The following is a 12479-nucleotide window of genomic DNA, read 5'->3' on the forward strand; positions in this document are numbered from 1 at the left end:
ACGCGCAGATCACGACCACCCGGTCATAACTAAGCATTTGGGGCCATCGAACAACCAGACCAGGAAGGGCTGGCGCTAGTTGTATTCAATGATGTAGTTGAGCACCGCGTCCGCCCTGCCTACGGTGACCGGGGTACCAGGTTTCTGGATATAGCGGGCCTTGGCCGGCAGGTTGTAAATCTCCCCTTCCGCGTCGCTTCTCATCCACTCCATACTCATGGCTCGGCTCTGTGAGAAAGGCAGCTCTGCACCCATCGCATTTTGCAGGGAGATTTCCACTCCTGTGGCTCCGCCGGAAGTCAGGTTCAAGCGCCCATCCGAAGGCGAATCTCCTTCGAAGTAGACCTTGACCGGCAGCTTGGTGCCGGCCGGCAGACCTGTGCAGCGCACATTCAGATCAAACCCTTCAGTGCGCGCACTATTGGACTGAAGTTCACCAGTCCAGGTTTTGCTCATCAGTACCTTGATGTCTTTTCTTACCCCGGCACACCCGCTGAAATAGCTATCGGTCTCGACCGGGATGTCGCCGCTTCCGTGGATCGTTGCCGCGTGCCAGTCATTGAGTCGAAAAGCGATCTTGTAATCTAATTTAAGCGGGCCGATGTCCAATAACTTAGAGGTCCTGACGAGCTCATAAGCGAACTGTGCTGTGACTAGGACCGACACTGAGTTCCCGTTACGAGAGACACTCATGCTGGGGACCACCCCGTACGTGCTCGTTTTGAACCTTATACCGACACCTTTGAGCCCAGTTTTGTAAACGTCCGTGTAACCATCCTCCAGTTGTGCTGCGCTATCATGGGCCATTTCGTAGGCGATCTTCACTTCGGGAACCATTTGGTACGGGCATTTAGCCCCACTCCACACGACTCCTGGCGCCACCACGGCAAAATCTGCACGGGCCATGATCTGGCCAACACCCACAAATTTGAGTTTTATATTGGACGGTATCTTTGCGCTTAAGTCGTGGTGCTGGGCGCTGCCGTCCATCCTCCAATAACATTTGTCGGGGTTATTCGCCCACGCGCTACAAACGCCGAACAAACTGAGTACTGACACTAATAGCAACGTTATCTGTTTCATGGCTTATTTCTCAACAGGTTGAACTGTGCAGACCACAGCCACTCGGTCATAAACTGCACTTTTGTCCACTTCGGGCAATCGGTAAGGGAAGGTGCAACCGCCTTCGGCCCAAATCACACGGAGTTGCCCCAACTCCTTGATCCCAAACACCAGCGCACGGCTCAGGTTGTCCACCACCGCCAGTTGCCTGCCCTGCTCATCGAGCACTTGCGCGCCAAAGGGAATCGGCGTGACCGACGCATGGCTCAGCTCGAACTGCACCCGCCGCCCGGACTCAGCCTCGAAGCGCGCCTTAACGATGGCGCCACGGCGCGGCACCAGCATCTTCGAGCTCTCGCTGAGCTCCACGTCGCTGCCCAGGGTCTGGGTATCCAGGTTCGCCCAGTTGTAGCGGTAGGGCTGCGCATAGCTGCTGACGATGTACCCGGCGCTATCGGAACGAGCGTTAGAGCCCTGCAGGCCCGCGCCCTTGACTCCCGGCACTTCGATCAAGGCGAAGGTTTCCCCCACCGGCTGGCCAAAGGTCACGCCGCCTGCGTGGGCCACCACCGAGCCCGAGGCAGTGAGGTCCATATGACGGTTGTCACCCGTACGCGAATAGTTGCCCGCGACCCGTGCCGAAGGCGCGTCCCAGCCTAGGCCGATACCGGCAGAGCGGTCGGCCTGAGTCACTCCGGCCTGGGCCGAGTAGGACAGGGTTGCCGCCTCATTGAGATAGCCGCTGACACCCGACTGCAGGCTGCGCTGGCCATTGCCTGCCGAGGTCATGTCGCTGTAGAAGCGATGGGAGCGCCCCGGACCGCCAAAAGGCACGCTGAAGGACAGCGAGACCTGGTTGTCCGAGCCTTGGGAATTACTGGAACTCTGGGTGCGCAAAACCGACAGGCTGTAGCTCACATCCTTAACGTTGCCGCTGTAGCCCATCTGCAGGCGCTTAGTACGGCCGAAGCGGTTCCAGTAACTGGTTTCACCGGCGCTGAAGAACAGCGAACCACGCCCCCGGAGCGACTGATTGACGTTCAGGTCGATGCGGCTCTTCTGCCGGCCGAGGCTGTAGCCCCCACTGCGTCCGGTCACGTACTCCTGCTCATCCACGTGTTGGCTCAAGGTCCGATAGCCCTCGGTGGAATAACGGTAGCCGACCATGGTGAAGGTGGTGTCGGTCTGGTTCAGGGTCTTGGAGTACAGAAAGCGCACACTCTGCCCTTGCTTCCTCTCACCCTGATCGGGCTGCGAGCGGCTGTTGGTCACGTCCACCGACATACCGCCCACGGAGGTATTGAGCCCCAGGCCCAGGTTCAACGCGTCATAGCCCTCGGAACGCAAAAAACCACCATAGGTGGTGAGGTTGTCGGTGGCGCCATAGACCCCAGTGGCTTGCACCAGGCTCGGTGAGGCGCTGCTTTTGGCATCATATTGCCCCGCCGCCACACTATATTGCAGGTTGCCGCGCCGGGTCATCACCGGCAGGTAGGAATAGGCCTGGGAATAGCTGCGCTCGCGGCCATCGGCTTCGATGATCTTGATCTCCAAGTCGCCGTTGGAACCGCCCGGGTAGATGTCGCGGATCTCGAAGGCCCCCGGGGACACGGCGGTGGAATAAATCACGTAGCCGTTCTGCCGCACCTCCACCGTGGCGTGGGTTTCGGCGATGCCACGGACCACCGGCGCATAGCCGGTCTCGTTGTCCGGCAACATGCCGATATCCGTGCCCAGCAGCACCCCGCGAATCCGCGTGCTGTCGAAGATTTCACCATTGGTGTACAGCTCTCCGGCGGAAAACCGGCTCTTAAGGCTGGAGACGTCGCGCTCCACATAGCTGCGGTTACTGGAAAATTCCCGGGCCATGTCAGTGCCTTGGGTCAGCGACGACTCGTTGCGCAGGCGCCACGGGCCGATGTTGAAGCCGTTGCGCAGGCCCAGGTAGGCGTAATCGCTTTTGAAGCCATTGCTGCTGTTGCGGCTGAAGTTGGCCTGGTAGTCGCTAAAGCCTGCGGTGATGCCTTCGTCCCACAAGGACGGGTCGACGTAGCCACGGGAGTTACGCTGAATGTAGGTATGGGGAATGCTCAGCAGCAAGGCCAGATTCGCCACCTCGAGATCAACCGAAGCGCTTTCGATACGGTTGATGTCGTAGTTCTCGGCGTCATCGCTGCCGGCCGTCAACAAGCCGTCCTGCTCCAGACGCTGAATATCCACGCCAATTTCACGAAGCAATCCGATAGACAGCAGGGGGCGCACCTCGCCACTCTCGGTGTCGGCTTCGAAAGTGATTTCCTGGCGGCGGCTGAGGGACTGGTTCAGATACAAGTCGACGTTGTAGGTACCCGGCAAGACACCGCTGCCCCGTTCAAAAAAACGCAGGTCCACAGCCGCTCCTTTATCCTTGAGAAAGTAAGGATTGAACTGGGCGGCCAGGACGCTGGGCGAACTTAACAAACCCGCCGCCGCCAGCCAGGAAAAACCTGCTTGAGGACTGAACTTCAAGTCCCGATTTTTTCTTACATTCGACATGGGTCCATCCAGCAGCAAACCACGCTCCGTTGGAGAGTGCGTTATTCGAATAGAGGGGGAACAGCGAGAAGCGAAGGCTTTATAAATATATCTGACTTACGCTACTTACTAACAGACGTCTCATGTTTGATAAGGCCACCATAATCATTAATGGCTTCCCAATAGAGCTTGGCAGTACCAAGTGGTAAACCGTTCAACTTTTTTATCTTCATGTAAGTGGTACTTTTGGGAGCCAGCATTTGTTCTTCCACTGCATAGTCCCGTTGTCCACTGTTCAACTTTAGAGTGCCCAGGGAAATATTCAGAGCGGAAGAATTCTGCACTTCCAACTGGCTGGCGCCGTCACGAGTTACCAGGCGCCATTGCAACTGCGCGGACGCTTCGGTCGGGGTCCCAGTGATACCCGCCGGGCGATAGAACACCTTGATCCGCTGCCGGAAAGCCACCTGCAGGGTGTTGTCTTCCTTGGCCTGTTGGGGGATTTCCTGGATGTTGAGCCAGAACACCGACTCACGATCTTCAGCCAGGCCCTTGCCGTGATAGAAGATGCGCAGCATCTGCTGCTTGTTGCCGCCCATACGCGCCAGCGACGGGGTGATGGCAAACGGTACATCCGCCTCCTTGTCACGGGTATCGGGCTCCATCCAGGACTGAATCATGATGTCCGCCGAACCCTGGTTGCGCACCAGGATCGAGGCTTCACGGTCCGCCGCCGGATAGACGACACGGGTGCCGCCTAGCTGGATACCCGCCGAGCAGACACTGGAAAACACGCACAGGGCCAGAGCCAGGCAATAACGCATAGCAAAAATAGATTTCATGGGCACCTCGCTGTTAGTGGGGGCATTGCGCCCCCACTGGACGGACGTTTACTTGTACGACAGGGTGAACGGCAGGGTACCGTTGGCGGTACCAACGTCCAGCTTCTCACCGTTGGCGACATAGGCCGCACGCAAGTTCAGATTCGCGGTGTACTTGGCGCTTGCGTCTTCGCCGGACTTGATCAGCGGAGCGTCGAAGCTTTCGTTGCCGGCCAGGTTCAGCAGGGTGTTGTCAGCGTTGTAGATACCGATGCCCACACCGGTGGCGCCGCCAACGGTCTTAAGCAGCTTGTTGTTGTGAGTGTCAACGCCGGAACCGGACATCGGGTCGAAGTTGACGCTGACGGTGGACAGGCCCGCAGCGGTATTGCCACAATCCAGGTTCAGGTTGATTGCGGTGCCACCGACAATACCGGCTTCGCTACCGCTATCCAGAGAGTCCAGGCTGACCTTACCGAGCGCGACATCGATGATCTGCTGGCCGGCAGCGCCACCGACAGTGGTACCGGCACCGGCGGATGCCACGCAGGAGGCAGCGATGATTTCACCGCTGAAGTTGATGGTACCGTCGGCCGCTATTGCACTATTGGTGAATGCGCAGATTACCGACGATGCCAACAAGCATTTGAACATTTTAAATGCCACGATTTTTTCCTTGAAGATTAGAGTTCATCAAACTAATGAGCGACACCATCACTGGTGCCCAACAAGGATAAAAGTACCCGGACACTCAGACCATAAGCGCCATCTCCTTATCACCCAAGAAATTTCTCGGATGTGTTTAATGGCATGTATTCATGTCAAAAAAGTTGCCCGCTTGCGGCGCAACCGGAGCGTGGGCCGGGGGATATTTGCTCGTCCAGCGCGTGCCGAACCATTGAAAACCATCAGTAGAAATGAGATACGAAGCTGGACCATTACTATCGAGGGGGGAGAGCAGCGATGAATATGGATTACGCAAAGTACATTGAGGACGTAACGGAAGACATCAAAACCTGTATCGGTGATATGGCGTGTCAGCCCATCCTGTTCATGGGCTCCGGTTTCACCAAGCGCTATCTCAACGCCCGAACTGGGAGGAGCTGCTCAAGGACCTCGCCGCGCGATGCCCGGAGATCCGTCAGTTCGCCTACTACAAGCAGCGCTACCCAGACTTCGTTGATATGGCACCCAGTTCTCCGAAAAATACAATGACTGGGCTTGGGGAGCCGGCCAAGATCAGTTCCCCATAGAGCTCTACGACGAAGCTAGCTCGCCCCAGATTTACATCAAGCACACAGTTGCTGAGATCTTCAAAGAGTTGCTTGCGTCGGGTGAGCATAAGCTGGATGAAGAGATCGAGCGGCCACACTCGGTGATTACCACCAACTACGATCAGTTGCTCGAAGAATGTTTCCCCGAGTACGAGACGATCGTTGGACAGAAGATTCTTTATGCCGACCATTCGAGCATTGGTGAGATCTTCAAGATCCATGGCTGCGCATCCCATCCCGAGAGCATCGTACTGACGCGTGCAGACTACGATGAGTTCGTGAAGCGCAAGAAGTACCTTTCCGCGAAGCTGCTGGCCTTCTTTGCCGAGCATCCACTTCACTTGTGTTCATCGGGGACCGGCCGAAGATCCAAACATCAAGGCGATCCTCGCGGATATAGACGAAATTCTTTCGGAGGATGGTAAGCTGATCCCAAACAGCGTCACCAGTCCCGCCAGATCACTGCCCAACACGGCCGGCAGTTCTGCGCCATTGCGTACTCGGCAAGTGCCGTGATGGTCAGCGCGCGATGGCGTCAGATACATTGTCGGTAGTGGCTGACCCAAGCCGATGAGGCTATGAGCGTTTTTACACACTCTGGGCCAATTGCGGCCGTACGATCCAGGTTGGTTTCTGGCGAACAGCAATAGCCAAGCACGTTGAAATGTTCTTTGCTTGGCGCGCAAGATTATAGCGCTCAATGATTGTCCGAGAAATACGCGTATAGACAATTTGCATGGCAATTCGATATCGTCTCTTCTTCAAAAAATGCACCCACAAATTCTGTAACCTAAATTAAGTTTATTGGTCAGTTCGGACAGTAGAAGGTGCACCTCTCATGGTCCTCAAGCATCTCTAATGACTTCAACCCTATTACGGCCCCAGGAATGCCGGAAAAATATGGATATAACATGAAAATATTGCTTGTAGCTGGAAATGGCTTGTCTATTTCAATGTTGAATCAGATACACAAATGCGTCGATCTTTCTAATCTTTTCTCGACGGGATGTGATGCGACATGACCCGCAACGGGAAAACCTGGACTCCTTAGCTATGAACATTGCCCAAGTTTGTGGGAACTCGGCGCTCGACAAACAACTTCGCCACAAAACTCATATGATGTAATAGAGCAGGCTATTACCGCCGTAAATGCATGCTGCCTAGCCGACCCAGCTTCACTCGAAGATGGAATATGTATACGTGCATACAAAGAGCTTGTAGCTTAACTGAGGTATCTGTTTGTGCATTATGATACAATTTTGCTATCAGAAAACTTCTTTTCCAGTGATGATGCCAGCCAATTGATTGGCTTATTGAGGCCGTAAAAGATGACAATATAAGCAGTGTTTATATAATAAGTTTTAATTGCGGCGCTTTTCTTGAGAGGACTCTTCAAGCAAAGGGTATCGCGTTTTCAACACCCCTACTTGATGAAGATCAAAACTCGAAAATTACGATCCACAAGCCCCGTGGCTCGATTACTTTTTGCGGGAAATCAGCCATTGATAACACTGCATTCTCGGTTAATTATGAAGCTAGTTTTACTGAAGGGGGCATAGACGAGCTTGCGGTGAAATATGAGGATTTGGACAAGCACTACCCATTAGTCAGGATATTGCCTCCAGCGGGAGAGTCAGACAGATTTGGGATAAAGCTATTGAGGCAGCAAAGAAATTAGAAGAGAATGACATTGTTATCATTTATGGTCTAAGCTATTGGCATGTGGGCCGTAAGGAGATAGACATGCTTCTAGTGTCCTGTCTCCGAAATAAGTTTCTAGTCTGAGCTATGCTTCTGTGGTCAGTCAGTGCATGGAATGATCACATGAATTTTCAGGACATTGTGCTCAGTGAAGCCGAACAAGTTGAACTGAGTCGGCGCATAAGATCCGCCACGATCAGTCAGCGCGACGGTCGTCGAGCGCGGGTGATTTTGCTGGCGGCTCAAGGTCGTTCGCGTAACGAGATTGCCCAATTGACCGGTCTTTCCGTTGTTTCAGCAAGCGTTTTCAAGAGCTGCGTCTACAAGGCCTGGTGGATCTGCCCGGACGCGGTCGCAAGCCATCCTTGCCGGCCGAAGCATTGAAACGAACCCTTGAGCAAGTCACTCAACCGCGTATCGGTCAACCTCGCTGGAGCTGCCGAAGCATGGCGCGAGTCGCCGGCATCTCTCCGGCCAGCGTCCAGCGCATATGGGCCGCCAACGATATAAAGCCGCACCTGACACGTACCTTCAAACTGTCCAACGATCCAAACTTCGAAGAGAAATTCTGGGACGTTATTGGGCTGTATCTGGATCCGCCGGATAAGGCACTGGTGCTCTGTTGCGATGAAAAAAGCCAGGTTCAGGCCTTGGAGCGCACTCAGCCTGGACTGCCTTTGGGGATCGGTCATATCCGCACGCAATCGCACGATTATATCCGCCATGGCACCGTCACCTTGTTCACAGCGCTGGACTATCTTCAGGGACGCTTGATCAGTTCCATCGGGCGACAACACCGGCATCAGGAATGGCTGGAGTTTCTCAAGAAGATCAATCGCGAAACGCCCAAGCACCTTCAGCTGCATTTGATCGTCGACAACTACGCCACGCACAAGCATCCAAAAGTGAAGGCTTGGCTGGAAAAACATAAACGCTTCCACATGCATTTCACCCCGACTTCCAGCTCGTGGATGAACATGGTTGAACGCTTCTTTCGCGACATCACGGTGTACCTGCGTGACGGAAGTTTCAGTTCGGTTCGCGAACTGGAAAGCTCGATCACCACCTTCCTGGCACTGCGAAATGCGCAGCCGACTCGCTACGTCTGGAACGCCAAGGGGGAAGATATTTTGAACAAGATACAGCGAGCCCGTGAGGCAATGGTCTCACAGGGATGAGGAGCTTTATTTGTGAGACGGCACACTAGATGTGCCAGATGTAATTGGGGGGTATGAGTACCGTATGAGCTGAAAAATATTTAATGCTCGGATTTGTCTGCGCTACCAGGATTTTTTTGGGCCAGCGAATGATTGAGGTCGTGCAACGACTGTTCCACCCGGGCCAGCGCGGTCTCGGTACCGGCGCGCATGTCCATGGGCTCAGTGGCGAGCCAGATGGCGTCGATGCGGATCATCGCAACAGGTCTCGAAGGAAAGCGGCGCAGGCAGCAGCACTTTCGGTTGGCCAGTTCACTTTGACGGTGCCGCGCGGGTGCAGAATCTCAACGCTGATATTCGATGAAGACAGATGCGCCGTCGTTTGCATAGGCAATGGGATGAATGCAGTTTGTAGCGCCGTGCTTTTCTGCGCTTGCCCCCGAATCCATTTGTGGATGAGGTTAGCGTTGAGGCTATGGCCGAGGGCGATACTGGCGATTGAAGCGCCGGGCTGGTCGCACTCTTGAATGATCTGAGCCTTGAAGGATTTGGAATAGGAACGGTGTGCTGGCTGCATGAAATACCCGCTTAAAAGGCTAGAACTGGTGCCCACTTAAATTTAAGTGCACACCATGTCCGCGCATTGCGGGGTTGGGTAGATGACTTGGCCAGACGCATACACTCAAACTCATCGGTGAGGACGTCAGCGAGAAGCTAAACTCGAATCCCTGCGCATTTTTCGCCATCTCCTCACTGGTCTCGGTCAGCGCATTGATGCTGATGCTCTCACGGCGACCAGGCATAGACAGCGAAGGGGCGGCTGCACATGGTCAAGCATGAAATGCATGCTTGTCTATGAGTCGGAACTCGGTAATCAGGCGATTAGTTCAGCTATTTGCGCCCTAGCGTTAGCTAGTCCTTTCGCCACCCCATCCGGTCTCATATCCATTCCCTCGGCATAAACAAACTTCACATCGGTAATGCCTATCAAACCGAGTACCGCGCGCAAATAAGGGGTGACCGCATCTGTGTCCTGGCCGACATGCGCACCACCACTGGAGCTAATGACTACGGCACTCACGCCGTCAACAAGCCCCTCCGGGTACGTTTCGGCATATCTAAAAGTAACCTTGGCGCGGGCAATTAGGTCGAACCAATTTTTCAACTGAGTTGGCACATTGAGGTTGTACATCGGGGCCCCAATCAACAGCAGATCACTAGCCTTGAGTTCAGAGACTAGTTCGTCAGATAGAGCCACCACGCGTTGAGCATGTTCGCTCAAATTTTCCGCTCCCCGCAGGGCAAAAAAAATCTCATTGTCTAGCACCGGCAGATCAAGCGCGACTAGATCATGTACCACCACTTGGTCAGCGAGCCCCTGCTTTTTGCGCTCGGCCAGAAAGGTTTCAATCAGGGCATTTGTCTGAGAGTTACTGCCCATGATGCTGGACTTGAGGGCGAGAATTTTGGTCATGAAAGTAAGCTCCGAACTCATTGGTTTATGCAATACACAAAGATTATCATCGTCTTTTTATCCCCAGTAGCGATAAAATTTCTCATCATTGATTTCTAAATGGCTACAATCATGCGAATAAATCTGAACGGTATTGACGTCTTCGTGGCAGTCGTAGAGGCGGGTAATTTCGCCCAGGCTGCTGAAAAGGAAAACGTCACTCGCTCGGCAATAAGTAAGAGCATCGCCCGCCTGGAGCACCGGCTAGGGGTTCTGCTGTTTCACCGGACAACACGCAGTCAAAGCCTCACCGATGAGGGGCTGTTGTTCTATAAGCATTGTTTACGAGGCCTTAAAGAGATCCGGGCAGGGGCAGTTTTACTGGAAAGCGGTAAAGAGCAAGTGAGCGGCCGGATACGAGTTTCAATGCCAGTCCTGTTTGGCCATCTGTGCATAGCGCCCATCCTGATCGAACTAGCGCAAGAGTATTCTGGCCTGACCCTGGAAATGTCATTCAACGACAGGATGGTGGACTTGACCGAGGATGGATTTGATCTGGCTATCCGTATCGGCTCATTACCGGATAGTAGCAGTCTCGTGGCCCGCAAGTTAGGTGAGCATCATATGGCATTTTGTGCTTCGCCAACCTATCTGCAGCGACACGGGGAGCCGAAAACCATTGAAGATCTTAGGCAGCACGATGCGGTGTCCTATATGCGCTTCGATCGGATACACAATTGGCAGTCACGCCTTGATGTTCAGGCTCAGGAAATCATGCCTAAAACTCGTTTGCTAATGGACGACATGCGGGCGGTGACAGATGCCACGCTCGCTCACCTAGGCATTGCATGGCTTCCGTACTGGTTGGTCCGAGATCATCTTTTGCGCGGTGAGTTACAAGAAGTTTTACCTAAGCACCCGAGCGCAACCTTTGCGATTAACGCGGTTTGGCCGCACACGTCTCATCTTCCATTGAGGACACGAGTGGTAGTGGATGCATTACTGGAAAAATTGCCTAGTCGAATGGCCGCGGTTGAATCACGAACTGTTTGAGATGACGTGACACTCAACGAGTCCGATAGTGTTCGGATACGCCTTTGAGTTGTAGGAATTTTCCTACAGATCGGCAGGACAATTCTTCTACAGCCGTAGGTTGTTGTTCGGCACAGTTCCGCTCATCAGCAATGGTCGGGTTGAAATAGATGATTGAGGGGTGTGTTCTCGTTGTAGAAAGTCATGCTTTACAGCGCAGTGTGTTGGTTAACTGGTTGTTGAATCTGCAGGTCGCGTGCGTTTTGTCGGCAGGGAACGCTTTACAAGCAGTCGATCATATTTGCCGCCAGGAAATAATCGATATCATTTTCTTTGACCTGAGTGACGGATCAATCAACAATCTTGATTTTCTTAGTGTCGGCAGCAAATTGGGCAACGTACGAACTTTGGTCGTGCATGGAGAGTTGCCATTGGCGTTGCTACGTTCGGTTTCCAGATTGAGTTCGTTGTCTTCTATCCGTTTACTGGGTGTACTGGACAAACCTCTGCAACCGCAAGCCTTGCAAAAAATATTGTCTGCTTTCAAAACACACCACAGTGCTTCACTCAGAGAACCGGCAGCAAAACTCGAGTTGACTCCTCATGCTGAGGTGCTGCAAGGGTTGATTGCTGGAGAGTTTCAGGCTTGGTATCAACCCAAGTTCAACCTGCATGATGGCCGACTGTTTGGTGCCGAGGTGTTGGTGCGCTGGGAGCACCCCAAGAAAGGGCTTTTGATGCCCTCGAATCTACTGGCGACGGTAGTGGCTTATGACTTAATCGATGATATGTTCAAACAGCTTTTGGAACAAGGGCTCGAATTCATGAGCCGTCAGCGGGAGCAAGGGCTTGATCTGGGGCTCGCATTCAACCTGACGGCCTCTCAGTTGGTACGCGATGACTTGGTCGAGCACATTGTCCAGCGCTTGGATCAATATAAAATGCCCGGCTCAGCGCTCATGTTCGAAGTCACCGAAAACGGCCTGCTGGATTTGCCTCCGTCTGCTGTAGAAAATTTGCTGCATCTGCATCAAGCCGGCTGTGGTTTGTCGATTGATGACTTCGGTATTGGTTTTTCCTCGTTGAGGCAGTTGGCACATCTGCCCTTCAACCAACTCAAGCTCGACACTGTATTTGTCCGAGATGTTGACGACCTGGGTAACCGGGCGGTCATTTCAAGCAGTGTAGCGTTAGCCAAGGCATTACGGATGGACCTAGTGGTCGTGGGCATTGAAAATGCACACGAGCTTCACACCCTCATCAGCCTGGGCTGCTCTTTTGGCCAGGGCTTTCATCTTGCACTCCCCATGACGGGCGCTGATTTTTCCTTGTGGCTGAAACTTCATGCTCCGGCCGTGTAAAAAACAAATACTACAATTGCGCCTGGAGCGATATGCGCTACATTTTGATGAGGCTCAAAATCGCAACGATTGTGTCCGGCTTAAGGTGCGCTGCTTTCTCTTCT

10 protein-coding genes and 1 pseudogene are annotated in these 12479 nt (G+C 53.6%); 4 read left to right on the forward strand and 7 right to left on the reverse strand.

All coding sequences use genetic code 11. The features are described 5' to 3' along the window. Positions 1-75: 75 nt before the first annotated feature. The 4 genes from HKK55_RS21925 to HKK55_RS21940 all read right to left on the reverse strand — a co-directional run bounded on the left by HKK55_RS21925 (position 76) and on the right by HKK55_RS21940 (position 5051). Entirely contained in the window at positions 76-1083 is a 1008-nt protein-coding gene (locus tag HKK55_RS21925) for a fimbrial protein (RefSeq protein WP_169356562.1), read from the reverse strand. A 3-nt stretch (positions 1084-1086) separates the two neighbouring features. Continuing rightward, on the reverse strand, positions 1087-3597 hold the full coding sequence (locus HKK55_RS21930) for a fimbria/pilus outer membrane usher protein (RefSeq protein WP_169356563.1): 2511 nt from the start codon (positions 3595-3597) through the stop codon (positions 1087-1089). A gap of 101 nt (positions 3598-3698) precedes the next feature. Next, a complete protein-coding gene (locus HKK55_RS21935; RefSeq protein ID WP_169356564.1) occupies positions 3699-4418 on the reverse strand; it encodes a molecular chaperone in 720 nt (239 codons plus the stop codon). Positions 4419-4466: 48 nt separating this feature from the next. Then, a complete protein-coding gene (locus HKK55_RS21940) occupies positions 4467-5051 on the reverse strand; it encodes a fimbrial protein (RefSeq protein WP_169357928.1) in 585 nt (194 codons plus the stop codon). Between the two features lie 721 nt (positions 5052-5772). Between HKK55_RS21940 and HKK55_RS29510 the strand changes: the two genes are divergently transcribed. Beyond that, entirely contained in the window at positions 5773-6096 is a 324-nt protein-coding gene (locus tag HKK55_RS29510) for an SIR2 family protein (protein ID WP_202020915.1), read from the forward strand. A 1399-nt stretch (positions 6097-7495) separates the two neighbouring features. Next, positions 7496-8550, forward strand: a pseudogene (locus tag HKK55_RS21950) (IS630 family transposase). A gap of 80 nt (positions 8551-8630) precedes the next feature. Here the strand turns inward: HKK55_RS21950 and HKK55_RS21955 are convergent. The 3 genes from HKK55_RS21955 to HKK55_RS21965 form a co-directional block, all read right to left on the reverse strand. Further along, positions 8631-8786 (reverse strand): hypothetical protein, encoded by a 156-nt coding sequence (locus HKK55_RS21955; RefSeq protein WP_169356565.1) that lies wholly within the window; start codon positions 8784-8786, stop codon positions 8631-8633. Further along, positions 8783-9106 carry a transposase gene (locus HKK55_RS21960; RefSeq protein WP_237151283.1) on the reverse strand — a complete coding sequence of 108 codons (324 nt, stop codon included), beginning with the start codon at positions 9104-9106 and terminating at the stop codon, positions 8783-8785. The genes HKK55_RS21955 and HKK55_RS21960 overlap by 4 nt, the downstream gene beginning before the upstream one ends. Before the next feature lie 297 nt (positions 9107-9403). After that, positions 9404-10003: an FMN-dependent NADH-azoreductase gene (locus HKK55_RS21965; protein WP_169356567.1), complete on the reverse strand. Its 600-nt coding sequence runs from the start codon at positions 10001-10003 to the stop codon at positions 9404-9406. A gap of 99 nt (positions 10004-10102) precedes the next feature. Between HKK55_RS21965 and HKK55_RS21970 the strand changes: the two genes are divergently transcribed. Together HKK55_RS21970 and HKK55_RS21975 are read left to right on the forward strand one after the other, a co-directional pair. Next, positions 10103-11035, forward strand: coding sequence for a LysR family transcriptional regulator (locus HKK55_RS21970; RefSeq protein ID WP_237151284.1), 933 nt, complete (start codon positions 10103-10105; stop codon positions 11033-11035). A 149-nt stretch (positions 11036-11184) separates the two neighbouring features. Then, positions 11185-12375, forward strand: a complete 1191-nt coding sequence (locus HKK55_RS21975) for an EAL domain-containing protein (protein WP_169356568.1) — start codon at positions 11185-11187, stop codon at positions 12373-12375. Positions 12376-12479 lie beyond the last annotated feature (104 nt).

The sequence above is a fragment of the Pseudomonas sp. ADAK18 genome, assembly GCF_012935695.1.
Classification (GTDB): Bacteria; Pseudomonadota; Gammaproteobacteria; order Pseudomonadales; family Pseudomonadaceae; genus Aquipseudomonas.